Origin of the sequence: Flavimaribacter sediminis (assembly GCF_019492055.1) — a bacterium.
GTDB lineage: Bacteria > Pseudomonadota > Alphaproteobacteria > Rhizobiales > Rhizobiaceae > Flavimaribacter > Flavimaribacter sediminis.
In genome coordinates, this window is sequence record NZ_JAICBX010000002.1 from 982,087 (window position 1) to 1,007,176 (window position 25,090).

General features: G+C 60.1%; 26 protein-coding genes. 11 read left to right on the forward strand and 15 right to left on the reverse strand.

Annotated elements, in window-relative coordinates; genetic code table 11:
* The first annotated feature begins 14 nt into the window (after nt 1-14).
* The 4 genes from K1W69_RS12835 to K1W69_RS12850 are packed head-to-tail and all read left to right on the forward strand — an operon-like array spanning nt 15 to nt 4,863.
* On the forward strand, nt 15-1,109 hold the full coding sequence (locus K1W69_RS12835; protein ID WP_220228733.1) for a microcin C ABC transporter permease YejB: 1,095 nt from the start codon (nt 15-17) through the stop codon (nt 1,107-1,109).
* Nucleotides 1,110-2,252 (forward strand): ABC transporter permease, encoded by a 1,143-nt coding sequence (locus K1W69_RS12840; RefSeq protein ID WP_220228734.1) that lies wholly within the window; start codon nt 1,110-1,112, stop codon nt 2,250-2,252.
* The gene (locus K1W69_RS12845; RefSeq protein ID WP_220228735.1) at nt 2,249-3,877 is read left to right on the forward strand and encodes an ABC transporter ATP-binding protein; all 1,629 of its coding nucleotides are present in this window, start codon (nt 2,249-2,251) and stop codon (nt 3,875-3,877) included. The genes K1W69_RS12840 and K1W69_RS12845 overlap by 4 nt, the downstream gene beginning before the upstream one ends.
* Before the next feature lie 26 nt (nt 3,878-3,903).
* A complete protein-coding gene (locus K1W69_RS12850) occupies nt 3,904-4,863 on the forward strand; it encodes a 2-hydroxyacid dehydrogenase (RefSeq protein WP_370688239.1) in 960 nt (319 codons plus the stop codon).
* Here K1W69_RS12850 and K1W69_RS12855 read toward each other — a convergent pair.
* The 3 genes from K1W69_RS12855 to K1W69_RS12865 all read right to left on the reverse strand — a co-directional run bounded on the left by K1W69_RS12855 (nt 4,857) and on the right by K1W69_RS12865 (nt 7,526).
* The gene (locus K1W69_RS12855) at nt 4,857-5,729 is read right to left on the reverse strand and encodes a C40 family peptidase (RefSeq protein ID WP_220228736.1); all 873 of its coding nucleotides are present in this window, start codon (nt 5,727-5,729) and stop codon (nt 4,857-4,859) included. The genes K1W69_RS12850 and K1W69_RS12855 overlap by 7 nt on opposite strands.
* Nucleotides 5,726-6,076 (reverse strand): MarR family winged helix-turn-helix transcriptional regulator, encoded by a 351-nt coding sequence (locus K1W69_RS12860; protein ID WP_220228737.1) that lies wholly within the window; start codon nt 6,074-6,076, stop codon nt 5,726-5,728. The genes K1W69_RS12855 and K1W69_RS12860 overlap by 4 nt, the downstream gene beginning before the upstream one ends.
* Before the next feature lie 73 nt (nt 6,077-6,149).
* Nucleotides 6,150-7,526, reverse strand: coding sequence for a leucyl aminopeptidase family protein (locus K1W69_RS12865; protein ID WP_220228738.1), 1,377 nt, complete (start codon nt 7,524-7,526; stop codon nt 6,150-6,152).
* A 381-nt stretch (nt 7,527-7,907) separates the two neighbouring features.
* Here K1W69_RS12865 and K1W69_RS12870 point away from each other — a divergent pair, with 381 nt between their 5' ends.
* Nucleotides 7,908-8,675, forward strand: coding sequence for a tetratricopeptide repeat protein (locus K1W69_RS12870; RefSeq protein ID WP_258571101.1), 768 nt, complete (start codon nt 7,908-7,910; stop codon nt 8,673-8,675).
* A gap of 105 nt (nt 8,676-8,780) precedes the next feature.
* On the opposite strand, the gene K1W69_RS12875 is transcribed toward K1W69_RS12870, so the two are convergent.
* The 9 genes from K1W69_RS12875 to K1W69_RS12915 all read right to left on the reverse strand — a co-directional run bounded on the left by K1W69_RS12875 (nt 8,781) and on the right by K1W69_RS12915 (nt 17,687).
* A complete protein-coding gene (locus K1W69_RS12875) occupies nt 8,781-9,755 on the reverse strand; it encodes a type II secretion system F family protein (protein ID WP_220228740.1) in 975 nt (324 codons plus the stop codon).
* Between the two features lie 3 nt (nt 9,756-9,758).
* On the reverse strand, nt 9,759-10,769 hold the full coding sequence (locus tag K1W69_RS12880) for a type II secretion system F family protein (RefSeq protein ID WP_220228741.1): 1,011 nt from the start codon (nt 10,767-10,769) through the stop codon (nt 9,759-9,761).
* Nucleotides 10,770-10,799: 30 nt separating this feature from the next.
* Nucleotides 10,800-12,287: a TadA family conjugal transfer-associated ATPase gene (locus K1W69_RS12885; RefSeq protein WP_220228742.1), complete on the reverse strand. Its 1,488-nt coding sequence runs from the start codon at nt 12,285-12,287 to the stop codon at nt 10,800-10,802.
* 25 nt (nt 12,288-12,312) lie between these two features.
* On the reverse strand, nt 12,313-13,605 hold the full coding sequence (locus K1W69_RS12890) for a CpaE/TadZ family protein (RefSeq protein ID WP_220228743.1): 1,293 nt from the start codon (nt 13,603-13,605) through the stop codon (nt 12,313-12,315).
* A gap of 43 nt (nt 13,606-13,648) precedes the next feature.
* Nucleotides 13,649-14,332: a CpaD family pilus assembly protein gene (locus K1W69_RS12895; RefSeq protein WP_220228744.1), complete on the reverse strand. Its 684-nt coding sequence runs from the start codon at nt 14,330-14,332 to the stop codon at nt 13,649-13,651.
* Nucleotides 14,333-14,352: 20 nt separating this feature from the next.
* Nucleotides 14,353-15,831 carry a type II and III secretion system protein family protein gene (locus tag K1W69_RS12900; protein WP_220229331.1) on the reverse strand — a complete coding sequence of 493 codons (1,479 nt, stop codon included), beginning with the start codon at nt 15,829-15,831 and terminating at the stop codon, nt 14,353-14,355.
* A gap of 72 nt (nt 15,832-15,903) precedes the next feature.
* Nucleotides 15,904-16,701, reverse strand: coding sequence for a Flp pilus assembly protein CpaB (gene cpaB / locus K1W69_RS12905; protein ID WP_220228745.1), 798 nt, complete (start codon nt 16,699-16,701; stop codon nt 15,904-15,906).
* Nucleotides 16,702-16,854: 153 nt separating this feature from the next.
* Nucleotides 16,855-17,370 (reverse strand): A24 family peptidase, encoded by a 516-nt coding sequence (locus K1W69_RS12910; protein ID WP_220228746.1) that lies wholly within the window; start codon nt 17,368-17,370, stop codon nt 16,855-16,857.
* Nucleotides 17,371-17,513: 143 nt separating this feature from the next.
* Entirely contained in the window at nt 17,514-17,687 is a 174-nt protein-coding gene (locus tag K1W69_RS12915; RefSeq protein WP_220228747.1) for a Flp family type IVb pilin, read from the reverse strand.
* Between the two features lie 432 nt (nt 17,688-18,119).
* Between K1W69_RS12915 and K1W69_RS12920 the strand changes: the two genes are divergently transcribed.
* The 6 genes from K1W69_RS12920 to K1W69_RS12945 all read left to right on the forward strand — a co-directional run bounded on the left by K1W69_RS12920 (nt 18,120) and on the right by K1W69_RS12945 (nt 22,545).
* Nucleotides 18,120-18,485, forward strand: coding sequence for a pilus assembly protein N-terminal domain-containing protein (locus K1W69_RS12920; RefSeq protein ID WP_258571103.1), 366 nt, complete (start codon nt 18,120-18,122; stop codon nt 18,483-18,485).
* Nucleotides 18,486-18,631: 146 nt separating this feature from the next.
* Nucleotides 18,632-19,213 (forward strand): TadE/TadG family type IV pilus assembly protein, encoded by a 582-nt coding sequence (locus K1W69_RS12925; RefSeq protein ID WP_220228748.1) that lies wholly within the window; start codon nt 18,632-18,634, stop codon nt 19,211-19,213.
* Complete coding sequence (locus K1W69_RS12930; protein WP_220228749.1) at nt 19,210-19,815, forward strand: TadE/TadG family type IV pilus assembly protein; 606 nt, start codon at nt 19,210-19,212, stop codon at nt 19,813-19,815. The genes K1W69_RS12925 and K1W69_RS12930 overlap by 4 nt, the downstream gene beginning before the upstream one ends.
* Before the next feature lie 123 nt (nt 19,816-19,938).
* Complete coding sequence (locus K1W69_RS12935) at nt 19,939-21,159, forward strand: phosphopentomutase (RefSeq protein ID WP_220228750.1); 1,221 nt, start codon at nt 19,939-19,941, stop codon at nt 21,157-21,159.
* A gap of 141 nt (nt 21,160-21,300) precedes the next feature.
* Nucleotides 21,301-21,930, forward strand: a complete 630-nt coding sequence (upp, locus tag K1W69_RS12940; RefSeq protein ID WP_220228751.1) for a uracil phosphoribosyltransferase — start codon at nt 21,301-21,303, stop codon at nt 21,928-21,930.
* Between the two features lie 87 nt (nt 21,931-22,017).
* The gene (locus K1W69_RS12945; protein ID WP_258571021.1) at nt 22,018-22,545 is read left to right on the forward strand and encodes a retropepsin-like aspartic protease family protein; all 528 of its coding nucleotides are present in this window, start codon (nt 22,018-22,020) and stop codon (nt 22,543-22,545) included.
* Here the strand turns inward: K1W69_RS12945 and deoA are convergent.
* The 3 genes from deoA to cdd are packed head-to-tail and all read right to left on the reverse strand — an operon-like array spanning nt 22,542 to nt 25,086.
* Nucleotides 22,542-23,861, reverse strand: coding sequence for a thymidine phosphorylase (deoA, locus tag K1W69_RS12950; protein WP_220228752.1), 1,320 nt, complete (start codon nt 23,859-23,861; stop codon nt 22,542-22,544). The two genes, K1W69_RS12945 and deoA, sit on opposite strands and share 4 nt — an antisense overlap.
* 38 nt (nt 23,862-23,899) lie before the next feature.
* The gene (locus tag K1W69_RS12955; RefSeq protein WP_220228753.1) at nt 23,900-24,694 is read right to left on the reverse strand and encodes a purine-nucleoside phosphorylase; all 795 of its coding nucleotides are present in this window, start codon (nt 24,692-24,694) and stop codon (nt 23,900-23,902) included.
* 2 nt (nt 24,695-24,696) lie between these two features.
* Nucleotides 24,697-25,086: a cytidine deaminase gene (gene cdd, locus K1W69_RS12960; RefSeq protein ID WP_220228754.1), complete on the reverse strand. Its 390-nt coding sequence runs from the start codon at nt 25,084-25,086 to the stop codon at nt 24,697-24,699.
* Between the last annotated feature and the right edge of the window lie 4 nt (nt 25,087-25,090).

The window sequence follows — 25,090 nt, forward strand, 5'->3', positions numbered from 1 at the left end:
AGGGATAAGCGCTGATGGGCGCCTATATCGTTCGACGGCTGCTCCTGATCATTCCGACGATGATCGGAATCATGGCCCTGTCTTTCCTTGTTGTGCAATTTGCGCCCGGCGGGCCCGTGGAGCAGATCCTCGCGGACCTTTCCGGCCAGGGCAATTCCGCGACCGAGAGAATTTCCGGCGGCGGCGATTTCCAGAACCAGCCGGCGGGCGGCGCTGACGCATCGTCAAGCTACCGGGGCGCGCAGGGTCTCGATCCGGACTTCATCAAAAAGCTCGAAAAGCAATTCGGCTTCGACAAGCCGCCCACGGAACGCTTTTTCTTGATGATGTGGGATTTCATGCGGTTCGATTTCGGGGAGAGCTTCTTTCGCGATATTTCGGTCATTGATCTGATCAAGGAGAAACTTCCGGTTTCCATCTCGCTGGGAATATGGATTCTGCTTCTGTCCTACATCATCTCCGTGCCGCTGGGGATCAAGAAGGCTGTGACGGACGGCTCGCGGTTCGACATATGGACGTCCGGCGTGATCATCATCGCCTACGCCATTCCCGGCTTCCTGTTCGGCATACTGCTGATCGTGCTGTTTGCCGGCGGTTCGTTTTTCGATGTGTTTCCGCTGCGCGGCCTGGTGTCGGAGAATTTTTCGGACCTGCCCTGGTGGAAGAAGATCCTCGACTATTTCTGGCACCTGACATTGCCGCTGCTTGCGCTTTCGCTGGCGGCCTTCGCGACGACGACGCTTCTGACCAAGAATTCCTTCATCGACGAAATCAGAAAGCAGTATGTGACGACAGCGCGCGCCAAGGGACTGACCGAGAATCAGGTTCTCTACGGCCATGTTTTCCGCAACGCCATGCTGATCGTGATCGCCGGCTTTCCGGCGGCGTTCATATCGTCTTTCTTTTCCGGATCGCTGCTGATCGAGACCATATTCAATCTCGATGGCCTTGGGCTGCTCGGCTACAAGTCTGTGATCAACCGCGACTATCCCGTTGTCTTCGCGACACTGTTCATCTTCTCGCTGATGGGTCTGGTTGTGGGCCTGGTTTCGGACCTGATCTACACCTGGATCGATCCGCGGATCGATTTCGAGCGGCGAGACGTCTGAATGGAACAGACGGTCGACAATACCAAGGCGCTCGACGGCCCTCCGAAAGGGTTCTTCTCGCCGACCACGAAACGAAGGTGGCAGAATTTCCGCTCCAACCGGCGCGGCTACTGGTCGCTGTGGATCTTCCTCGTGCTGTTCGTGCTCAGCCTGTTCGCGGAGTTCATCGCCAACGACAAGCCGCTGCTCGCCTGGTACAAGGGCGAGCTTCTTGTTCCGGTCCTCGTCGATTATCCGGAAGAGAAGTTCGGCGGCTTCTACGCCGTAACCGCCTATCGCGATCCGATGATCAACCAGGAAATATCGGACAATGGCTGGATCCTGTGGCCGCCGATCCGCTATTCCTATCTGACCCGCAATTCCGAGGTGCCGCATTCGGCGCCCACTCCGCCCTTCTGGCTTATGGACAAGGAGCAGCGCTGCTCCGCCTATCTGGAGGGCAGCGACGATCCGGATTGCACGTTTGGCAATCTCAACTGGCTGGGCACCGACGATCAGGCGCGCGACGTGCTGGCCCGGGTCATTTACGGGTTCCGGATATCGGTGCTGTTCGGGCTGATCCTGACCGGGCTTTCCGCCGTCGTCGGCGTCTGGCTCGGCGCGATTCAAGGCTTCTTCGGCGGCTGGATCGACCTTACGTTCCAGCGCTTCATCGAAATCTGGTCGGCTGTGCCGGTGCTCTACGTGCTGATTATCATAGCCTCCATCCTCCCGCCGGGATTCTGGGTGCTGCTCGGCATCATGCTGCTGTTTTCCTGGGTCGCCTTCGTCAGCGTCGTGCGGGCTGAATTCCTCCGGGCGCGCAATTTTGAATATGTAAACGCAGCGCGGGCGCTGGGCGTCGGCAATGCAACGATTATCTATCGCCACCTGCTGCCCAACGCCATGGTGGCGACGCTCACCTTCCTGCCCTTTATCCTGTCGGGATCAATCGCGACGTTGACCTCGCTCGACTTCCTCGGGCTCGGACTGCCGCCCGGATCGCCGTCGCTCGGCGAACTGATCGCGCAGGGCAAGAACAATCTGCAGTCGCCCTGGCTGGGCATCACGGCCTTCGTCATCATATCGCTGATGCTTTCCCTGCTGATCTTCATCGGTGAAGCCACGCGCGACGCCTTCGACCCGCGAAAGACTTTCAGTTGACCGAACCGCTGCTCACCATACGCGATCTGTCCGTGCTGTTTCGCCAGGGCGACAACGAAACGCTGGCCGTCGACCGCGTGTCCTTCGACATCGCAAACGGGGAAACGGTTGCGCTGGTCGGCGAATCGGGCTCCGGCAAGTCGGTCACGGCGCTGTCTGTGCTCAAGCTCCTGCAATATCCGGCGGCAAGCCATCCGTCGGGCAAGATCATGTTCGAGGGCGACGACCTTCTGAGCGCCGGCGAGAAACGCCTGCGGCAGGTGCGCGGCAACCAGATCGGCATGATTTTCCAGGAGCCTATGACGTCGCTTAATCCGCTGCACGCCGTCGAAAAGCAGATCAGCGAGGTTCTGAAGCTGCATCAGGGCATGGGCGAGAAAGCGTCCAAGGCTCGGACGCTTGAACTGCTGGAGCAGGTCGGAATACGCGATGCGGAACAGCGTCTCGCCTCCTATCCGCATCAGCTTTCCGGCGGGCAGCGGCAGCGCGTGATGATCGCTATGGCGCTCGCCAACCGTCCAAAACTGCTGATCGCCGACGAACCGACAACGGCTCTGGACGTAACGGTGCAGGCGCAGATCCTGGCTCTTCTCGACGAGTTGAAACAGGAATACGGCATGTCGATGCTGTTCATCACGCACGACCTCGGAATTGTCCGCAAGATCAGCGACCGCGTCTGCGTGATGACCGGGGGCCGCATCGTCGAATCAGGCGCGACGGAAGACGTGTTCACCGCTCCGTCCCATGATTACACGAAGCATCTTCTGGCCGCCGAACCGAGCGGCGCGCCGCCGGAGACAGACGACTCGGCGCCGATCGTCATCGAAGGCAAACAGGTCAAGGTCTGGTTTCCGATCAAGAAGGGTTTGCTGCGGCGAACCGTCGATCACGTCAAGGCGGTGGACGGGATAGACCTGACGTTGCGGGCCGGCCAGACGCTTGGCATCGTGGGTGAATCCGGGTCCGGAAAGACGACGCTTGGTCTCGCGCTGACGCGCATGATCTCGTCGGAAGGACAGATCGGTTTCGTCGGCAAGGATATCGGGCGCTACTCTTTCCGCGAGATGCGGCCGCTGCGCGACCAGATGCAGATCGTCTTCCAGGATCCGTTCGGCTCGCTGTCTCCGCGCATGTCGATCTCGGAGATCGTCGCGGAAGGCCTGCGCATTCATGAACCAGGCCTCGACGTGGAGGCGCGTGACCGCAAGGTGGTCGATGCGCTGAAGGAAGTGGGGCTCGACCCTTCGACCCGATGGCGCTATCCGCACGAGTTTTCCGGCGGCCAGCGTCAGCGCATCGCCATTGCGCGCGCCATGGTGCTCAGCCCGCGCTTCGTGATGCTGGACGAGCCGACCTCGGCGCTCGACATGAGCGTGCAGGCGCAGGTGGTCGATCTCCTGCGCAAGCTCCAGGCTACCCACAATCTCGCCTATCTGTTCATCAGCCACGACCTGAAGGTGGTCCGCGCGCTGGCGAACAATGTCATCGTGATGCGCAATGGCAAGATCGTCGAACAGGGACCGTCCGACCAGATCTTCGATCATCCGCAGACCGACTATACGAAGGCGCTGATGGCCGCCGCCTTCAATCTGGAAACAGCGCCGGAAGGCGTTGTGAGCGAATAGTCCACACACGGCATAAAGGGGACCGCGTGACGCAGACCAAGGGCGCAATATTGCTCGCCATGAAAGGCGAGATGGGGGATTCCTGGCACGCCTTCCTCAACAGCGCGTCGAAAGACCGACCGGTCGTGCGCGCGCCTGTCGAGCACGGCGACCCGTCCATTGACTACGCGGTCGCATGGGCCCCGGAGCCGGGCCTGCTGGCGTCTCTGCCCAATCTCAAGGCGATCTTTTCCGTGGGCGCCGGCGTCGATCACCTGTTTCGCGATCCGGATCTTCCCAATGTCCCGATCGTACGCGTCGTGGCTGAGGATCTGACGAACCGGATGAGCGAATATGTGGTCTGGCGCGTCCTCGACCATCACCGGCAGGGCGACCGCTACCGGCGCCAGCAGACACAGCGCCTGTGGGGCGAGGACCTCGATCAACCGGTCGCGGCCGACGTCACCGTGGGCATTCTCGGTCTCGGCGCGCTCGGGCAGGACGCCGCCCGCAAGCTTCGCGCCCTCGGTTTTCAGGTTGCGGGATGGTCGCGCAGCCCGAAGACCATGGAAGGCGTGCAGTCATTCGCGGGCGAAAACGGCCTCGACGATTTTCTGAAGATCAGCGACATGATCGTATGCCTGCTGCCGCTGACCGACGAGACGCGTCACATCCTGTCGCTGCCGCTGTTCGAGAAGCTGAAGAAAGGCGGTCCTTTCGGCGCGCCGGTTTTGATCAACGCCGGGCGCGGCGGCCAGCAGGTCGAGGAGGACATCGTGACGGCGCTCGACAGGAGACTGCTGTCAGCGGCGAGCCTCGACGTCTTCAACGGCGAACCCCTGTCGCCGGACAGTCCTCTGTGGCTGGACGAGCGCATTTTCATCACGCCGCATGCTGCGGCCACGTCCGTGGCGAGCGCAATCGTGCCGGGCATGCTGGAACAGATGGATCGCCACGACGCCGGCGAGCCCTTGAAGAACCTCGTCGACCGAAGCAGGAACTACTGAATTTTCGGACGACGGAAACCGGTCGGCGGGCCATAGAGATGCGCTATGCGTGAAACGGCGTCCGCAAGCGGCTCCTCTTTCACAATCATCGTGTGACCGCTCGCATGCAGGATGCTTTCGCGGTCGCGCATGATCGCCACATGCCCTTTCCAGAAGACGAGATCGCCGCGGCGCAGCGCGCCGTAATCCGGCCCCGGATCGACCGCGTCGCCGACGCCGGCGGCCTGCATGTCGGTGTCGCGCGGCGCCTTGAGGCCCGCCATCGCCATGGCGAGCTGCACCAGGCCCGAACAATCGAGCCCGAAGCCCGATCGCCCGCCCCAGAGATAGGGCGTCTCAAGAAACCGTTCCGCAACAGCGACGTAGTCCGCTTCTCGGCGATCGAGCGGCGCAACATGGCTGGCGATCACGGCGAATCCGTCCTGCGTCATGGCATACTGCGTGCCTCGGGTTTCCGAAGTCCCGTTTATTTTTAGCCGACTACCCATAGAGAGGCTTGCTTCCACGCGATGGCGCAAGTCAGCCCCGTCATAGAGAAAAGTGCGCGGAACGACGACCATATGGGTTGGTTCTGTTTGGGTTTCCCCCACATCTTCAGCCGCGACATAGCCGACATATCCATCGGCGTCGCACTGGATCCACCGCCACCTGTCCTTTTCCTCGAAAACACGGACCGTTTCACCGTAGAGGGACTGGGACACGCATTCCGACGCCTTATCGGGTCTGGCGTGGATATTGGAGACAGGGGCGACGATCACAGCGGGCGCGCCCGTAACATAGGCGGCGGCGTCGACGACATTGCGAAGCCTGCTGTCGGCCAGATCGGCTCGGTATGCGTTGAGCCGCTTGTCCGGAGCCGCGCTCATACGCCCAGTTCCTCTCCCTCGCGGACGATGATGCGTCCGAGCCGCTCGAGATATTCCGATCCTTCGACAGTGCGCTGGATGACGACGTTGCGCCGGTCGGCCTTGTCTCTCGTGCGGTGCACCAGTCCCATGGCGCCCATCGTATCGAGGGCCCGGGTGATGACCGGCTTCGTGACGCCAAGAAGCGCCGCAAGCCCCCGCACCGTATGCGGCGGCGGCTCCAGATAGACATGCAGAAGGATGGTCAGTTGACGCTGCGTGAGATCAGGTCCGTCATTGCGGACCATCGCCAGCATCGCGCTGCGCCAGAGATAGAGCGCCTCGGACGCTCTCAGATGTACGCTCATGCAAACCCGTCAGATACGGCAATCGTTTCGCTACCGTATCATTTCGCCGCCAGCCGGTCAAAACATTCGTCGATCAGTTTCCGTAGCGTTCTTCCAGCATCGTATAGAGCGCGCGGATGGCCTGCGCCTCGCCGCCTGCCGGCGCATGCGGCTTGTCGGCGCGGTTCCAGGCGTAGATGTCGAAATGCGCCCACTCCTTCGCCTTCTGGACGAACCGGTTGAGGAACAACGCCGCCGTGATCGATCCGGCGAACCCGCCCGCCGGCGCATTGTTGAGGTCGGCGATCGGCGACGACAGCAACCGGTCATAGGGCTTGAACAGGGGCATGCGCCAGAGCGGGTCGAAAGCCTTGTCGGAGGCTTCGAGCAGCGCAGACGCAAGGCTGTCGCTATGGCAGAAGAAGGGAGCAAGGTCCGTTCCGACCGCAACTCGCGCGGCGCCGGTCAGCGTCGCCATGTCTATCATGATCTCCGGCTCTTCCTCATCGGCCAGCGCCATGGCGTCGGCGAGCACGAGCCGGCCTTCCGCGTCGGTGTTGCCGATCTCGACTGTCAGGCCCGCCCGGCTCGTCAGAATGTCGCCAGGCCGGAACGCGTTGCCGGCTATGGAATTCTCGACCGCCGGCACAAGCACCCGCAAACGCAGATCAAGGCCGGCCTTCATGATCATGCGGGCAAGTCCGAGAACATTGGCTGCGCCTCCCATGTCCTTCTTCATGAGAAGCATGCTGGAGGGCGGCTTGATGTCCAGGCCGCCGGTGTCGAAACAAACGCCCTTGCCGACCAGCGTCACTTTCGGAGCATCCGGCTTTCCCCAGGTCATGTCGATCAGGCGCGGCGCCTGCGCGCTCGCCCGGCCGACTGCGTGGATCATCGGAAAATTGCTCTCAAGCAGCGCATCGCCGGAAATCACCTCCACTGACGCCGAACAGTCAAGAGCCAGATCGCGAACGGCCTTTTCCAGATCGTCAGGCCCCATGTCGTTCACCGGCGTGTTGACGAGATCACGCGCAAGAAAACAACCGGAAACAATGCTTTCGGCGCGATCCCGGTCAACGCCTTCGGGACAAACGAGTTTGACGGCGCCCTCTTTCTTTTTCCTGCGGTAGGCCTCGAAGCGATAGCTGCCGAGACCGAATCCGAGGCCGATCTGTTCGCCGAAGCGGCCGGAATTGGCGATACGCCAGACGCCATTCGGTAATCCGCCGGCCAGAGCGCCGGCGATCAGAGGATCTTCTTCAAGACCGTTTCCCGTTCCGAAAAACGCGCCGACGATCGTGCGATCCTTCCCCGGAACAAGCAGTATTTCTCCGCTGGCCGCTGAAAATCCAGATCCTTTGACCCATTCGGCCATCTCGGGCAACGGCAACGCCGTTTCGAGATCGCGGGGGGAGACGAGATAGACGGGCAGGGAAGGCGCTGAGCCGTCCTGAAAACTGAAGCTGTTCATGGGTTATCCGAGGTGCTCGTTAACGGTCCGTTAGGGTTAACAGAATATTGATTTCGTTGTCGGTCTTTCAATGCTGATGGAGCAATTTCGACAGTTGAACGCCACAAGACCTGAACCCGGCTTCGAATGTCAAATCTTTAAGCTCCTCCAGAAACATATTCCTGCTGTCGGCCCGGAAGAGTCCGACATTTGCGCTTTTAGGCGCCGCAGTGGGACGAGAAAGGCGGGATCGGACCGCCAGGGCAACACCGGGCGGCCGGGGATATCGCCGCCGGAGGGAAAACGGCGCCCGGGTCCCGATCAGCCAGCGGTCACTTTTGCCAGACGGGGACACAAGGCATGAAATCAATTTCGAGGGGGGCGTTATCATCAGGTCTGCGGATGTCGACGGGCATACTCGCCATCGCCCTGCTGGCGTCCGGATGCGCCAACAACGTCAGCCGCCAGACGACCGGATCGATTGCCCGGAGCTCGGAGCAGCTTTCGACAATGAATGCGACGCAGCTGCTGAAGGCGGAAAGCAAGTTTGCAGCTGCCTACAAGGCCAATCCGAAAGACAAGGCGACCGGCATCAATTACGCGACCGTTCTCAGAATGGTCGGACGCGATTCCCAGGCTCTCGCCGTCATGCAACAGGTGGCGATCGCGCATCCGTCGGACCGCGACGTGCTTGCCAGCTACGGCAAGGCGCAGGCGGCCGCGGGACAGCTCGAAGCCGCGCTTTCGACGATCAAGCGCGCCCAGACGCCGGACCGGCCGGACTGGAAATTGCTCTCGGCGGAAGCGGCCATTCTCGACCAGCTTGGCAAGACCGAGCAGGCGCGCGGGCTTTACCGGCAGGCGCTCGACCTGGCGCCGGACGAGCCGACCATCCTCTCCAATCTCGGCATGTCCTATCTGCTGACAGGAGATCTCAGGACTTCGGAAACCTACCTGAAGAAGGCCGTCGCCCGGCCCGGCGCCGACAGCCGCGTGCGGCAGAACCTCGCCCTTGTCGTCGGCCTTCAGGGCCGGTTCGACGAGGCGCAGCGCATCGCGCAATCCGAACTGTCGAGAGAACAGGCGGACGCGAACATGGCCTATCTCAGGACCATGCTGGCGCAACAGAACGCCTGGGCGAAGCTCGAGGACAAGAAGAACACCAACTGATCTATGGCATGTTCGCCGGACACCGGGACGCTGTTGCAGACGCTCTGCAGCGGCGCCTTGGCTCAGCGCGCTTTGCGTGACGGACCATGCGGGCGCCAGTCGGGTTCAGAACGTATCGTAGACCTGCATCAGCGCCGGTCCCATGATGACGGCGAAAATGACCGGCAGGAAGAACAGGATCATCGGCACCGTCAGCTTTGGCGGCAGCGCGGCGGCCTTCTTCTCGGCTTCGGTCATGCGATGATCGCGGCTCTCCTGCGCCAGCACTCGCAACGCCTGGGCGATCGGCGTGCCGTAGCGCTCGGCCTGGATCAGGGCCTGCGTGACGGACTTGACGGGCTCGAGACCGGTCCGAATGCCGAGGTTCTCGTAGGCCTTGCGACGCTCCTGCAGATAGGAGAGCTCCGCCGTCGTCAGCACCAGTTCTTCGCCCAGCGGCGGCGACTGCATGGCGATTTCTTCCGCGACCCTGTGAAAGGCCGCCTCGATCGAAACGCCTGACTCGACGCAGATTAGAAGCAGGTCGAGGGCGTCCGGCCAGGCGGTGCGGATCGATTGCTGGCGCTTTGCCGTGCGATTGGAGATAAACAGGATCGGCGCATAGAAGCCGGCGTAGGCTGCGCCAACGCACATGCAGCAACGCACCAGAAACGAATATTGCTGGAGCAGTTCCAGCCCGAAAATGTAGAAGACGGCGAAACCGCCGAATAAAAACGGCAGGATGAAGCGCGCGACCAGATAGATGTTGAGCGCATTGGGCGACCGGTATCCGGCCATTCTCAACTTGCCGACGGTCGCTTCGTCCACCAGGGCCTGGCGCAGGTTGAGCTGTTCGACCAGCCTGCCGACCGACATGTTTTTCTGGTAGCGCAGACCTTTCTGGGCGTTGTTTCTTTCCGTGTTCAGCCTGGCGCGTTCGCGGGCGCGAATTTCGTCCCTTTCAAGGGCCACCCTGTTCATGCGCGACTTCAGATCGCTCTTGTCGAACATCGGCATGACAAGCGTGAAAATGGTCGCGAAGACTGCGATGCTTACGAGCACCGCCATAACGAAAGTGGGATTGGAGAGCGTCTCGACCATGGGTCAGATCTCGAAATTGGTCATGTTGCGCATCACGAAAATCCCGATCGTCATCCAGACGAGGGACGCGCCGAGAATGATGTTTCCGCGCGGTTCGGTGAACAGCGTAATGATATAGTCGGGCGTCGTGAGATAGACGAGAAGAACGATGATGAAGGGCAGACTGCCGATGATCGCGGCCGAAGCCTTGGCCTCCATGGAGAGCGCGTTGACCTTCGCCTTCATCTTCTTGCGATCGCGCAGAACCCGCGACAGATTGCCCAGCGCCTCCGACAGGTTTCCGCCCGCCTGCGCCTGAATGGCCACGACGATCCCGAAGAAACTCGTCTCCGGCAGGGGAATATTTGCGTGCAAACGAACACAGGCTTCGGGAACGCTCATACCGAATTGCTGGGCCTCGACGATCCGCCGGAACTCCGTCCTGAGGGGCTCCTGGGCTTCCGCTGCGATGAGATGCAAAGAATCGTTCAGCGGCAAACCGGACTTTATCGCGCGCACCATGACGTCGAGCGCATTGGGAAACTCATCGAGAAACGCCTTCATCCTGCGCTTGCGGGCAAAGGACAGGATCCAGCGCGGAAGACCGAGACCGGCGGCGAAAACCACGCCCAGCGCCAGCAACGGCCTGCCGGTCATGAAGAACATCATGGCGCCTGCCGCAAGACCCGTCGCCACGCTCGCGATATGGAAATGGCCAACGCCGATCTTCCATCCGGCCTGCTGGATCTGCATCTTCAGGGGCGGCGACTTTTGACTTGCGTTCTTTTTCTGCTTTTCTTCAAGGGTCTTCAACGATTCCTGGATCGATTTGCGGCGTTTGGCGGCTTCATTCAGCTTCTGGCGGGTGACAGCCACCGTGTCCCAGTCGGTCTCTGCCGCTTTGACGCGCTTGATCCGGTTGGCGACCCTGGTCTCTGTTTCGATGTTGGAGAACAGGAACGCGTAGGCGAGGCAGCCCGCGGCTACGCCGACGAGCAGTATGATGAGCCAGATTGTCAGATCCAGTCCGAACACCGCTTTCCCCTTTTCATCGGTCGCCCGCCATCAGGCGACGGTCCGTTCCATGCTGTCCAGCGCCTCGGCAAGGCGACGGTCTTCATTGTAGTAGCGGGCGCGCTCCCAGAAATGCGGCCTTCCGATGCCGGTGGAGCAATGCTTGCCAATGATCCGGCCGTTCGCGTCCTCACCCTCCATCTCGAATTTCATGATGTCCTGCGTAATGACCACATCGCCTTCCATCCCGACAACCTCGGTTATGTGGGTGATGCGGCGTGAACCGTCGCGCAGGCGGGTCGCCTGGATGATGATATCGACCGAGCCGGTGATGATCTCGCGCACGGTTTTCGCCGGAAGGGAAAACCCGCCCATGGCGATCATCGATTCCATGCGGCTCAGGCACTCGCGCGGCGAGTTGGAGTGGATGGTGCCCATCGAACCGTCGTGACCCGTGTTCATGGCCTGCAACAGGTCAAAAACCTCGGGTCCGCGCACCTCGCCAACAATGATCCGTTCCGGCCGCATGCGCAGGCAGTTCTTGACCAGGTCGCGCATGGTCACCTCGCCTTCGCCTTCGATATTCGGCGGGCGTGTCTCCAGCCGCACGACATGGGGCTGCTGCAATTGCAGTTCGGCGGAGTCTTCGCACGTGATGATGCGCTCGTCTGTGTCGATATAGCGCGTCAGGCAATTGAGAAGCGTCGTCTTGCCGGAACCGGTGCCGCCGGAGATGACGACGTTGCAGCGCACCCGACCGATGATCTTGAGGAGCGTGGCGCCTTCCGGCGTAATCGAACCGAAATTGACGAGCTGATCAAGCGTCAGCTTGTCTTTCTTGAACTTGCGTATGGTCAGCGCGGTGCCGTCGATGGAAAGAGGCGGCGCTATGACGTTGACGCGCGACCCGTCCGGCAGACGCGCGTCGCAGATCGGACTTGATTCATCGACGCGGCGCCCGACCTGGCTGACGATGCGCTGGCAGATCGACAGGAGCTGGCCCTCGTCTCGAAACTGGATCGAGGATTCTTCCACCTTGCCGTCGACCTCGATGAAGGTTCGGCCCGATCCATTGACCATGATGTCGGCGATATCGTCGCGCGCCAGCAACGGCTCGAGAGGTCCATAGCCAAGAACATCGTTGCAGATATCCTCAAGCAGTTCCTCCTGCTCGGAGATCGACATCGCGAAATTCTTGATAGTGATGATATCGTTGACGATATCGCGAATTTCCTCTCGCGCGCTTTCCTGATCGAGCTTGGCGAGCTGCGAAAGGTCGATCGTGTCGATCAGCGCGGAGAACACCTGGGATTTGGTGGCGTAATAATTTTGCGACTTGGCCGGCGCGCGACGCTTTTCCGGCCGCTCGCTGCCGGGGGCGAGCGGTGTATTGCTTGACGTCGCAGCGCTCGCCGGCTCGCCCTGGGCGGCGCTGGCGGCTCCGGTCCTGTCGCGACTTTCCTTCGCCTGGGGCGGCGGCATGACAGGCCTGTCGGTCGTCCTTGCGCCAAATCCTTCTGTTCCCCGCTTGCCAAACATGATGTTCCTCTAGAACCTGTTTCCCTCAGTCGCGCCCGGCGCGCCGACCGAGAAGGCCGCGCAGGCTGAGACCCGACTTGCGGTTCTTTCGCATTTCGACGCGCCCGGTCAGAACATGCGCAAGCTGCGAGATGATTTCCGAAACCGGCGCCTTGGGATCAGTCTCGGATATCATCCGACCGCTGTTGAGCGCGTTGCCGAAAAGCTGCGCGTCGAAGGGGATAATAGCGACCGGCTCCGTTTCGAGCGGCTCGCAAAAATCCGCGATATCGATTTCCGGTCGTTTCGGCATGCCGACCTGGTTGAGGATCAGGCGCGGCGCATGATCGTTCGGCCGCAGCTTGATCAGCGTGTCGACCAGATTTTTCGTATTCCTGAGATTGGTCAGATCCGGCGCCGCAACGACCACGATGTCGTCCGCTTCCGACAGCAGCTTGCGCGACCAGTCGGTCCATACATGCGGCACGTCCAGGACGATGAGCGGCGCACTGCGCTGCATGACTTCGATCAGCTGTTCGAACGTGCCCGAATTGAAATCGTAGGTCCGGTCGAGCATCGAAGGCGCGGCGAGCATGGAAAGGTGCGACGCACATTTTGACAGGAGACGGTCGAGAAAGACATCGTCGAGCCTTTCGGGAGAATAGACGGCTTCCGCAATTCCCTGCGGCGGATCCTGGTCGAAATCGATGTTCGCGGTACCGAAAGCAAGATCCATATCGGCGAGAATGGTTTCCGTCTCGAAGAGCTCGGAGATCGTCCAGGCGCAGTTGTGTGCGATGGTCGACGATCCGACGCCGCCCTTGGCGCCGACAAAGGCGATGGAGCGTCCAAGCGGTTCGGCGTCCGGATCGACGAAGATGGAGGACAGGCACATCATCACGTCCGACAGTGTGACGGGCGCGATCAGATATTCGGATATGCCCCTGCGGACCAGTTCCCGGTAAAGCCGCACATCATTGTTGTGACCGATCAGCACGACTTTGGTCGTGGGGTCGCAGACCTCGGCGAGTTCGGCAAGCTGCTCCATGAGACGGTTCTGGCTCACGCGCGTCTCGATCAGGACCAGATTGGGCGTGGGCGAGGCGGCGAAGGTTTCCGTGGCTGTCGCGATATCGCCGGAAACAACGCGCATATGAACCCGCGCCATGCGCCTGTCTTCCGCGGAACGCCGCAACACCGACATCAGATCTTCCGACGCGCAGAAGGCCTGAATGGATATGCGCGGCAACGGCCGAAACGTATCGACAGCCTCTGGTTTGCGCGTCGTATCATCGATCAGGCTTGGCGCCTCATCTTCGATATAGGCTTTCTCGCTCATTCTTTTTCCCGCTGGTTCAAGCCGTTGTCATTCCGTTGCAGGCCTATTCGTCCGGCGCGGCGGCCGCCGCCCCGTATTCCCTGTAATTCTCGAACACCTTGTCGCGGCGCTGGGCGTCGATCGGCGTCATGCCGCGCGGCGCCAGCAGATCGGACGGGTCCGAAATCTGCGCGGCGAGGTTGTTCTGCGTCGCGCAACCGAAATTCTCCCAGTTCTTGTTTTCCGTCGTGTTGTAGACGAGATCGGCTGGCCATTTGCCGCACTGGTTGGTGGACGCCTGGATGCCGACGAAGCTGAGCCGGATCGGCGCAGCGTCAAAGGCTGCTTCCGCCTGATAGTTGGTGATGTAAATCCTGTCCGCCGGCACATTCTCCTCGATCATCACCGAACGGACCTGTTTGGCGACGATTGCAGCGGCGGCTGAATTTGGCGATCCGACCGGCGTCATGATCTGCACCGTGCCGGAAGCGGTTTCGCGATAGTTCGAGGCAAATCCCCTCACCGCGTCCGCGGAGCCAAGCGTCAAATGCCGATCCTGTCGGGCGACTGCGATGTCCACCGCATATTCCTGTTCCGACACAATGATCGGGTGCCGGGTGCGATAATCGTCGGGAACAGATCCCGTCTCGATATTGTGGACCCGCGCGCATCCGGAAATCGAAACCGCCATGACCGCGGCCAAAAGAACAAGACCGGAAGAGGTCGGATGAAACTGATTTCGGCGCATGATCCTGTCCAACCCCATGATTACTTGTAGATAAATCCGACGACGCCATAGTAGCGCCCTTTCGGCAGATCGGTTTCCATCTGGCCGTAGACCCGGTTGACCCGTCCGAGGAAATTGCCTGCGCCGTCGCTGGCGGCGTTGAAATTGTCATCGGGACGCGCAAGCTTGTTTCGCGCGACCGGCCGCACAAGATAGGGCGTGGCGATGATGACCAGCTCGGTTTCGTTGCGCACGAAGTCGCGGCTGCGGAAAAGCGTGCCCAGAACCGGGATCTTTGACGCTCCGGGCAAACCGCCCATGACCTGTCTGATATTGTCCTGGACCAGACCGGCGATCACGATCGAGCCGCCGGAGGGGAGTTCGACGGCCGTGGACGCCTCGCGCCGACGGATGCCGTTGGCGGTTATTCCGCCCAGTTTTCCACCGCCGCTGAGCGTTACGCTGCCCTCGAAGGTCGGTTCAGACACCTCCGTCCTGACCTTCAGGCTGATACGACCGGCAGACAGCACCACTGGCGTGAATTCGAGACGGATTCCGTATTCCGTCTCTTCGTTTTCATAGACAGGCGATCCATTTTCATCAAACGCCTGGCTCACAACCCGCCAGAATTCACCGCCGACATAGAAATCAGCGGCTTCGCCGGAGATCGCCGTGAGGCTTGGTTCAGCCAGCGTTTTCATCACGCCCGCCTGCTCCATGGCGCGAACATAGGCGTTGATGTCGACGCTTCCGATATTGCCGGAAAAGGCGGCTACCGTGCTACTGAGCATCTTGCCGAGTCCAACCGGATTAACCGACTGAAACTCGGACGTTCCGCTGTTGAGATAGGTGTTGAAGCCAAGTTGCTTGAGGATTTGCCGGCTAACTTCGGCCACCGTAACCTTGAGTGTGACCTGATCGTCGCCGTCGATATCGAGCAGGTTGACGATCAGCGATCTCTGGCGCTGTTCGGCAAAAATCGCCGCCCCTCCCTCGCCGGCGCCGCCGACAGCCGTGATGTTGCGGGTCGTCGCCTCGCCGCCTTTCAGGAAAATCTCGGCGAGTTGCGCGGCGCGCGAGGCGTCCTGGGGCGTGCGAACCCTGCCGGTCAGGACGATGTTATCGCTGATGATCTCGACCTTCACGTCCGAGTCGGGAATGAACCGGGCGATCTGTTCCTCCAGACCACTGATGTCGCGTTCAATGGACAGATTGAGACTGACAATCTGTTCTCCATTGGCGCCGAAGACGAAGACGTTTGTCTGACCGACAGCTTTTCCGAACAGATAGATGCGGCGTTGTGATCGGGTAACGGCGTCAGCCACGGCGGGATCGGCGACGAGGATATCATGTGCATCTGCAGGCAGATCAACGACGACCGCCTTGTTGAGACCGAGCTTGACGTCCCTGACGGACGTCGCGCCTGTTGTCCGGACGGATATCGTTTCGGATTGCGCCTTTGCCGGCGCAACCGCCATAGCGGCAGCCGGAAGCGCCATCACCGCAAGCGCCAACGCCATGGCGCGCGCTCTTGTCAGGCGATCGAATGATCCAACTGCTTGTTTCAAAATTAGCACCGAGATGCTCCCGTGTTACTTCACTGCGCCAATATTGGTGATCGCCCCGGAACGAATGAGCTGGATGGCCGGTCCGCCTTCCCGGCTGAGCAGGTGATCCGCCCCTCCGGTGTCGGGTTCGCGCCCGTCAGCGACGCTGCGCAAGGCCAGTGTCAACCTCGACGCCATCTGCTGAGCCACCGACATGATGCGCGCCTGGTCCGGCGTCAGTTCAAGCGTTGCAGTTGTTCCCACTGCGGTTTTGTTGCCGTCTTCATCTTCCTGAATTCGCTGATCGATCGCCAGGACGCGAATGTTGGAGAGTATTGTTTCCGTAATGAAACTGCCGTCGTCGCTGCCGCGAACCATGATGACGTCGACGCGATCATTGGGCAGGATGAAACCGCCGGCGCCGGTCTCGACCGAAATTTCCGTCGAAACCGCCCGTTTTCCGGCCGGCAGGATCGACGACATGATGCGCGTATCCGAATCGACAACCTTTTCGCTGCGCACCGGCTCGCCGGCGAATATCGGAAGGCGAACGACCGATCCCGACAGTTTTTCGATCGCGTCGCGTTGGGTGGAGCGGGTAATGAACCCGTCAACAACCGCGCCTTCGGGCCATTCCTGCCAATACAGATTTTTCTTGTTCAGCCGCGAGCCGATTGGCAGGCTATCAGAGGCGACCAGAACCTGATCCGTTCTGACTTCCCTGACGGCGCTCTGGGTCCCGACGCTCTTCGCGCCGCCTTTGGAGAAATTCCATGCCAGATAGCCCGCCCCCGCCGCGGCGGTCAGGGCAACGATCGTAACGATAAGTCGTGCGGGTTTCATGCAGGATACTCCGGAACACTCTTCTGGCAGTGGTCCGAAATATGCCGGCTAATGGTGTAATTAAGGTTAATGAAATCGTAGCGAATGTGCTTAATGCATCGTTAATCGCGACCCATGGCCTTGCGCCGGATGCAGCGTTTTTCGCAGTTTTTCCTACGCCAGGTGAGAAACCGCGAAGCGAAAATATTCGGTATTGGGATATTCGAGCAGTCCGGCAATACCGATTGCGACGCCATAGGGGATACCCAGTTTCGGATCTGTCAAATGCTGCAGCATGCCGAATCGTCCAACGATCGGTGAATATTTGTTGCCGCGAATGATCAGGATTCCCAGCGTCAGCAATCCGCCGAAGACAGCGACATTGGTAAGAAAGGCGAACAGCTCAATCGACATTCCGAACCAGATTGCGACGACGGTCAACAGCTTGGCGTCGCCACCGCCCATGACGCCGAAAGAGAAGAGACCGAAACAAGCGGCGAACACAATCATGCCGGCCAGGAGATGACTTCCCGCTTCGGCCCATCCCATCCCGGTCAACGGGGCGATGATCGCAAAGGAAGCGAGCAGCAGCAAAGGCACCCTGTTCGGGATTTTCATCGTAAGCATATCCGTCAATGCCGCATAGGCGAGACACAAGGGAAAGATTACAATGAGCGCTGCACTGAGCATCAGCCGTTCCTCAGTTCATGAAACAAAAAAGCCGTTCGGTCGTCCGAACGGCGCCTGCGGCCTGCCGAGTCAACCGCGGCAAACCGGCAATGAAACCCCGGGCGTTTCGAGGAAAGCCCGGGGTTTCAAGAATAGCTTCGATCTTAGATCGCATCATCCATTTCTTCGGATGCGGTGTCGAATACGTCGCCAACGCTGCCGCCAACTGCGCTTGCTCCAGCGATAACGGCGATCGCGATAAGGGCGGCGATCAGGCCGTATTCGATTGCAGTTGCACCGGATTCGTCTTTCATGAAACGTGCGAAAAGTTTGGTCATTGGATAGCTCCTTGCTCTACAGTTTTGTTCAGCACTTCCGTCAGCTTGTTTTCCGCTGATCGGATGCGTGAAAGCTATCCGGCAGGATTTGAGATCAGCTTAATAAAAAAGGTTATCAAATCCTTACAAGCCATTTCAGCGCTTCTTGGTGAACGCGAACTTAAAAATACTTGCTGCAATTGAAACTTGTTCCGAGAACACTTCACTCGCATGGAAATGGTGTGCGCCACATCTGAATGACGCCTATATTATAAAGACAAGTTCCAAGCTTTTTGAGTGCGTACTTCGACCTGATCTGCAACAGCAGCAGGATTTTGTGTAGAAATACAGAAGCGCCAGCCACTGTTAAAGCTTCATTCACCATTCGGGGTGATTTTGAGATCGTTGCAACAGACCCCGGAGTCAACCATGGCAGTCATGCCCGCACAGGTTATGTGGTCCATCATTCTCGTGGCGCTTTTCACGGGATTCGCGCCTGCTCGAGCCGCCGCCGATGACAATATCCGGGTTGAAGTGGACTACGCGCGCGTTATCAAGCTCGACCAGCCGGTCAGCAAGGTGATTATCGGAAATGCGGATATCGCTGACGCCGCAGTGGCCGATTCAAAAACCATCATTCTCACAGGCAAAAGTTTCGGGACGACGAATATCGTCATCCTTGACGAGCAGGGGCAGGCGCTGGTTGACGAGCGCGTTCTGGTTTCGCTTGAAAGCTACAATACGCTGCAGGTTTACCGGCAGACCGAACGTGAAGTCCTGTCCTGCACGCCGGCCTGTCAGCCGTTGATCGAGGAGTAGGCGACGGCATGGTAAACGCATTGTAAAAGAGACCGCTGAAATTTCGGATATCCGAGAAACCGAAATTCAACCGAACCCTGCTAGATCTGCGATATTCAATATCGTCGCGGGGAGCCATGCGGTTCATCAATAAAATTTTCAGAGGAATGGGTAGCTCAGCTCTGGCGCGCCTGGGTCGCGACGAGAGTGGTACGAGCGCGATCGAATTTTCGATCCTGGCTATTCCATTTTTTCTCATGGTTTTCGCCATCATCGAAACCTTCATCGCTTTCGGCGCGGAACAGCTTCTCAACTACGGCGTCGACAAGATCGGTCGGCAGCTCAGAACCGGAGAGATAACCTTCAATACCGGTGAATTGACAGATGTCACGGAAGACGAATTCAAGTTGCTCTTCTGCGAGAATGTTTCCCTGATGATCGACTGCAAGGGAACTTACGGCACCAGACTGTTTCTCGACGTGCGCAGCTTTGACAATTTCAACGATATTCCGATTGGCGTGCCGCGGGTCGGCAACGCCAAGGGCGGCGACCTCGATACGTCGGATTTCGATTTTGCGCCCGGTACAGCCTCGTCGGTCAATATCATGCGGGCCTATTTCAAATGGCAGGTCATGACCGACCTGATACGACCGTATCTCAGCAACATCGACACCACCGACGGATCCTTGCCGCAGTATTATCTGATGGTGGCCACGACCGCATTCCGCAACGAGGCGTATGACCGATGACCGGATTTCTGCTTTCCAGAATCAACGGATATTCGGGCGCGCCCGCAAAATGCGCAAGCAAGCTGCGTCACCTCATGAAGGACCGTTCCGGCGTCGGATCGATCGAATTCGCGTTTCTCGTCCCGGTTCTCATGGGCATCTATATTGCCTCTCTCGAAATCAGCGTCGGGATGACGGTCGACGCCAAGGTGGCTCGGGCGGGCAACATCACCCTCGATCTGATCACGCAGGGCACAAAGACCACGAAGGCGGAACTCAAGGGCATGACCGATGTCGCGGCGAGCATCCTCTCTCCATTCAGCGCCGAGGACATCACGCTCGTCTATACGGGTATTTCGGTGGATAAATCAAAAAAAGCGAAGATCGACTGGTCCTGGACGAGCGCAACCAACAATCGCGCATTTACCGATGGCGACGAAATCGACATTCCGGCCGGACTGAAGATCGCAAACTCCTATTATGTGCGGGTGGAGATCACCAATCCCTACGATTATCTCACGAGCCTGCCGTTTCTCGGAACCGACAAGACTTCCGTGACCATGCGCGACACCTATTACATGCGGCCGCGCCGCGGCTCGCAGCTCGATTGCGGCGACTGTTGACGCACAGTTCTGATCCGGCCGTTTTATGCGGCCGCTATCGATTAGCGCTTGTGCCCGATTTATCGGGGACTTAATTACATCCTGGAACCGTTTTTCAAGAACCAATCCAGGGCGAAATCATCCATGGCGCGCGCGATCATCCTGCTTCTGGATTCCTTTGGCATCGGCGGCGCGCCGGACGCGGACGCCTTCGGCGACGCCGGTTCGAATACGCTTGGACATATCGCCGAATATTGCGCAGCGGACCTTGCCAACCGGGAAGGCCTTCGCAAGGGACCGCTTCGACTTCCGAATCTGGCGTCGCTCGGCCTGGCGCAGGCGGCGAGAATGGCCTGCGGGTCGGTTCCGGCGGGCGTGGGCTCGGCGTCACGGCCCATCGGTCTCTATGCGTGCGCCAGCGAAGTTTCGAACGGCAAGGACACGCCGTCCGGCCACTGGGAAATCGCCGGCGTGCCTGTTACTTTCGACTGGGGTTACTTCCCCGACACTGAAAACAGCTTTCCGCAAGATCTTCTCGACCTGATCCATGAGCGGGCGGTCCTGCCCGGCAGCCTCGGCAACTGCCATGCTTCCGGAACCGTCATCATCGAAAGGTTCGGCGAGGAACATGTCCGCAGCGGAAAACCGATCTTCTACACATCCGCCGACAGCGTCTTCCAGATCGCCGCCCATGAGAAGCATTTCGGGCTCGAACGGCTTTACAGGCTTTGCGAGATCGTTCGGGAACTGCTGGATCCGCTGAATATCGGCAGGGTCATCGCGCGTCCATTCACGGGAGAAACCGCGGCGACTTTCGAACGCACGGGCAATCGCCGGGACTTTTCGGTGCCGCCGCCCGAACCGACGTTGCTTGACCGCGCCACAAGGGCCGGACGAACGGTCATCGCCGTCGGGAAGATCGGCGATATTTTCGCGCATCAGGGAATCAGCGAAGTGCGCAAGGCCAATGGCAACATGGCGTTGTTCGACGCAACGATGAAGGCGATGGACGATGCGCGCGATGGCAGCATTGTGTTCACGAATTTCGTCGATTTCGACACGCTTTACGGACATCGGCGCGATGTTGCGGGTTATGCGGCGGCGCTTGAGGCCTTCGACCGACGACTGCCCGAGATAGCCCGCAAATTGCGGCCCAACGATCTGATCCTGGTCACCGCCGACCATGGCTGTGATCCGACCTGGAGAGGCAGCGACCATACGCGTGAGCGCGTTCCTGTGCTGTGTTTCGGTCCCGGCATCACACAGGGCTCGGCCGGAATCCGCAACACTTTCGCCGATATCGGTGAATCCGTCGCCGCCCATCTCGGCTTGCCGCCGGGACGCCATGGCGCAAGCTTTCTGTGAACGAAGCATCGTCCAAAGCTGTGAACAGATCCCCGCAGGCTTGACTTTGAGGCTTGTGTGGAGTTGCTGCACGCGACTTCGACCGGCAATATGACCCGGCGGCCGCCTTTCGGGCTGCGCCGACAACAAGGAGACTGCGAGATGCACGGCGTCACTGTCATCGATCATCCTCTCGTCCAGCACAAGCTGACGATCATGCGCAAGAAGGATACGTCAACGGCCAGCTTCCGCCGCCTTTTGCGCGAGATATCGACGCTGTTGTGCTATGAGGTGACGCGGGAGCTGGAGCTGACCGAGGAAGAGATCGAGACGCCGCTTTCGAAGATGAACGCCCCTGTTCTCGCTGGCAAGAAACTGGTTTTCGCCTCCATTCTGCGCGCCGGCAACGGACTGCTTGAAGGCATGCTGGAACTCGTGCCCTCCGCTCGCGTCGCGCATGTCGGTCTCTATCGCGACCACGACACGCTCGAGGCGATCGAATATTACTTCAAGGCGCCCGAAGACATAAGCGACCGCCTCGTCATTGTCGTGGATCCGATGCTCGCCACCGCCAATTCCGCCATCGCCGCAATTCAGAAACTCAAGGAGCGGGGCTCTCACAATCTTCGTTTCCTGTGTCTGCTCGCTGCGCCTGAGGGCCTGAAGGCGTTTCGCGAAGCGCATCCGGACGTGCCGGTCTTTACGGCCGCCGTCGACAGCCACCTGAACGAGCTTGGCTACATCGTTCCGGGCCTCGGCGACGCAGGCGACCGCATGTACGGAACCAAGTGACGGTCTTTACCCGCTGCTTACCAAGAATTCAGTGAATCGCGCTGAAATTCGGGAATTCAGGACGCATTAGGCGGCGTCGTCTATAGCATGGCGATACTCGAACGGAGATCGACCATGCACCGGGTGCTCGTATTCGCCGCCCTTGCGATCGGCTTTTCCCTGGCTGTTCCTTCGCTGCTTTCCGAAAGGAGCGACGAAGAAAAATCAGTGGATCTTGCGGCCGCCGAGCGAACGCCCGCCACGAGCCGCACGGTTCGGCTCGACGCCGATCGCTCCGGTCATTTCACGGCGGAATTCAAGATCAACGGCCGCAAGGTGGACGGTCTGATCGACACCGGCGCCACGGCGGTTGCAATCAACGACACCATGGCGAGAAAACTGGGCGTAAAGCTGAAACCGGCGGATTTTACGCACAGGGTCCAGACCGCCAACGGCTCGGTCGCTGTCGCGCCTGTGTTGCTGAAACGCATCGAACTCGGATCCATCCGGGTCAGGGACGTGCGGGCTGTGGTCATCGGGGACGACAGCCTGGCCCATACGCTGATCGGCATGAGCTTTCTCAAGCGGCTCCGATCCTACCGTGTGGAAAACAACACGTTGATATTATCACTCTAGGACGCAATGCGATCGAGAATGACGGGTCGCGTAGACGGCGCATTCTGCGCAATCTCATAACAGCTGACAAGGGTCGCGGCCGCGGCGTCGGCGTCATCTTGTGAACGGGCGTGAACCCGGCCGATGGGGTCGCCCGTTTCCAGGACGGCGCCGACTGGCGCAAGATCCGAATATCCGACGGCGTGATCGACATCGTCCTGCGGCCGCGTGCGGCCGCCGCCAAGAGCAACAACGCCGAGCCCGACGCCACGGGTGTCGACCGCGGCGACATGCCCGCCGGCGCTGATCACGACGTCGCGGACAATGGGCGCCTCAGGCAGATAGGAACCAGTTTGCTCGACAAAGTCGGCCGGACCTCCGAGCGCCGCCGCCATGCGACCGAACCGATCGGCCGCCTGTCCGGACGCCAGCGCTTCCATCGCCTGCTTTTTGGCGGCCTCCGCCGAGGCGGCCACGCCGGATGACGTCAGCATCTCCGCGGCAAGCGCCAGAACCACTTGCTCCAGCCTGCCGTCGCGATGCGCGCCTGTTAAAAAGTCGACGGCGTTGCGAACCTCGACTGCGTTTCCCGCCGCGCTTGCGAGCGGCTCGTTCATGTCGGTCACCAGGGCGACCGTCGCCAGCCCGGCGCCATTCGCAACCTCGACGAGGCTTTGCGCCAGACTGCGGGCGTCGTCGTCCGCGCCCATGAAGGCGCCGCTGCCGGTCTTGACGTCAAGCACCAGTGTTTGAAGCCCCGCGGCAAGTTTTTTCGACAGGATCGACGCCGTGATCAAAGGGATCGATTCGACCGTCGCGGTGACGTCGCGCACGCCATATATTCGGCGATCGGCCGGCGCGAGATCTCCGGTCTGTCCGATAATCGCACAGCCGATATCGGTCACGATGCGCCGGAAGAGGTCATTGTCCGGCGTCACCGAGTAACCGGGTATCGATTCCATCTTGTCGAGTGTGCCGCCCGTATGGCCGAGACCCCGGCCCGAGATCATCGGTACGGCGAGACCGCAGGCCGCGACGATCGGCGCCAGCATCAACGAGACATTGTCGCCGACGCCGCCGGTTGAATGTTTGTCGGCGATCGGCCTGTCTATCCCGGGCCAGGTCAGAACGTCTCCGGAATCCCGCATGGCGAGCGTCAGCGCGACGATCTCGTCGCGCGTCATGCCATTGAGGAAAACGGCCATGGCGAACGCCGCTATCTGGCCCTCGCTGACCCGGTCATCGGTCACTCCGCGAATGAAATCGCCGATCTCGCCGGGCTCAAGCGTCCGTCGGTCCCGTTTCCTGCGAATGATTTCCTGGGGCAGAAACGCCATTGCGTCCTCGAGTTCCTTCGATGGGATGTCTTACGTTATCAGACCAGAGTCTGAACTGTCTCGAACAGGATGTCGGCCAGACGGGCGCCGCCGATGGGCGCCATATCCTTGGTTTCCTGATGGGACAACTCGTCGCCGCTCATGCCGGCTGCAAGATTGGTGATGACGGAAGCCGCGGCGACGCGCATGCCGAGGAAGCGTGCGAGAATGGCTTCCGGCACGGTCGACATGCCGACAGCGTCAGCTCCGATCGTGCGGGCCATGCGGATTTCAGCCGGCGTTTCGAAGCTCGGACCGGAAAACCACATGTAGACGCCGCGATGCAGGAAATGCCCGCACCGTTCGGCTGCATCGTCCAACGCCGCGCGCATGTCCGCATCGTAGGCGTTCGTCAGACCCACGAACCGCCGGTCGCTCTTTTCGCCGAAAAGCGGATTGGAGCCAGAGAAATTGATATGATCGGTGATCTGCATGACCGAACCGGCCGGCATCTCAGGATGCAACGATCCGGCGGCGTTGGTGAGAAACAGCTTTTCGACGCCGAGGGCGTGCAGCGTCTCAAGCGGCGCGCGCATGGCGGACGCATCGCCATGTTCGTAATAGTGGGCGCGACCCGAAAGCATGAGGACGGGGCAAGCGCCCATGACGCCGGCGACGAGTTCGGCGGCGTGCCCGGAAACGCCGGAGCCGGGAAAACCATCGAGATCGCCATAGGAGATCCGGACCGGATCGCTGACCCGTTCGGCGAGTTTTCCGAGGCCGGAACCGAGCACGATGGCCGTCTTCGGTTCAAGGCTCCCGATGCGGGAGCGTATCGTCGTGGCGGCGGACATGATCAGAGGTCGCCGCCATCGAAAGCCAGCGGCAGCAATTCAGCCATGGTGACTGTCTTGACGACACCGTTGGCGTCGCACAGGTGCACAGGCGTTTCCGGCTCGGAGAATTCGGCAAGCCGCTGACGGCATCCGCCGCAGGGCGTGCAGGCGACCATCTTTTCCGCGATCACCGCGACTTCCGTAATCTTGCGCGCGCCGCCCATGATCATGTGACCGATGGCTGTCGTTTCGGCGCACCATCCTTCCGGGAAGGATGCGATCTCGACATTCGCGCCGGAATAGATCTTTCCGTCCTCGGCGCGAATGGCGGCGCCTACGGGAAAGTCCGAGTAGCGCGAATAACACTTGGCCATGGCGTCGCGCGCAGCAACAAACAACTCGTGGGACATGACG

Coding starts and splice junctions, on each gene's coding strand:
- K1W69_RS12835 (WP_220228733.1), top strand. CDS start 15: ATGGGCGCCTATATCGTTCGACGGCTGCTCCTGATCATTCCGACGATG.
- K1W69_RS12840 (WP_220228734.1), top strand. CDS start 1,110: ATGGAACAGACGGTCGACAATACCAAGGCGCTCGACGGCCCTCCGAAA.
- K1W69_RS12855 (WP_220228736.1), bottom strand. CDS start 5,729: ATGAGCGCGGCTCCGGACAAGCGGCTCAACGCATACCGAGCCGATCTG.
- K1W69_RS12860 (WP_220228737.1), bottom strand. CDS start 6,076: ATGAGCGTACATCTGAGAGCGTCCGAGGCGCTCTATCTCTGGCGCAGC.
- K1W69_RS12865 (WP_220228738.1), bottom strand. CDS start 7,526: ATGAACAGCTTCAGTTTTCAGGACGGCTCAGCGCCTTCCCTGCCCGTC.
- K1W69_RS12870 (WP_258571101.1), top strand. CDS start 7,908: ATGTCGACGGGCATACTCGCCATCGCCCTGCTGGCGTCCGGATGCGCC.
- K1W69_RS12875 (WP_220228740.1), bottom strand. CDS start 9,755: ATGGTCGAGACGCTCTCCAATCCCACTTTCGTTATGGCGGTGCTCGTA.
- K1W69_RS12885 (WP_220228742.1), bottom strand. CDS start 12,287: ATGTTTGGCAAGCGGGGAACAGAAGGATTTGGCGCAAGGACGACCGAC.
- K1W69_RS12890 (WP_220228743.1), bottom strand. CDS start 13,605: ATGAGCGAGAAAGCCTATATCGAAGATGAGGCGCCAAGCCTGATCGAT.
- K1W69_RS12895 (WP_220228744.1), bottom strand. CDS start 14,332: ATGCGCCGAAATCAGTTTCATCCGACCTCTTCCGGTCTTGTTCTTTTG.
- K1W69_RS12900 (WP_220229331.1), bottom strand. CDS start 15,831: ATGGCGTTGGCGCTTGCGGTGATGGCGCTTCCGGCTGCCGCTATGGCG.
- cpaB (WP_220228745.1), bottom strand. CDS start 16,701: ATGAAACCCGCACGACTTATCGTTACGATCGTTGCCCTGACCGCCGCG.
- K1W69_RS12910 (WP_220228746.1), bottom strand. CDS start 17,370: ATGCTCAGTGCAGCGCTCATTGTAATCTTTCCCTTGTGTCTCGCCTAT.
- K1W69_RS12915 (WP_220228747.1), bottom strand. CDS start 17,687: ATGACCAAACTTTTCGCACGTTTCATGAAAGACGAATCCGGTGCAACT.
- K1W69_RS12920 (WP_258571103.1), top strand. CDS start 18,120: ATGTGGTCCATCATTCTCGTGGCGCTTTTCACGGGATTCGCGCCTGCT.
- K1W69_RS12925 (WP_220228748.1), top strand. CDS start 18,632: ATGGGTAGCTCAGCTCTGGCGCGCCTGGGTCGCGACGAGAGTGGTACG.
- K1W69_RS12930 (WP_220228749.1), top strand. CDS start 19,210: ATGACCGGATTTCTGCTTTCCAGAATCAACGGATATTCGGGCGCGCCC.
- K1W69_RS12935 (WP_220228750.1), top strand. CDS start 19,939: ATGGCGCGCGCGATCATCCTGCTTCTGGATTCCTTTGGCATCGGCGGC.
- upp (WP_220228751.1), top strand. CDS start 21,301: ATGCACGGCGTCACTGTCATCGATCATCCTCTCGTCCAGCACAAGCTG.
- K1W69_RS12945 (WP_258571021.1), top strand. CDS start 22,018: ATGGCGATACTCGAACGGAGATCGACCATGCACCGGGTGCTCGTATTC.
- deoA (WP_220228752.1), bottom strand. CDS start 23,861: ATGGCGTTTCTGCCCCAGGAAATCATTCGCAGGAAACGGGACCGACGG.
- K1W69_RS12955 (WP_220228753.1), bottom strand. CDS start 24,694: ATGTCCGCCGCCACGACGATACGCTCCCGCATCGGGAGCCTTGAACCG.
- cdd (WP_220228754.1), bottom strand. CDS start 25,086: ATGTCCCACGAGTTGTTTGTTGCTGCGCGCGACGCCATGGCCAAGTGT.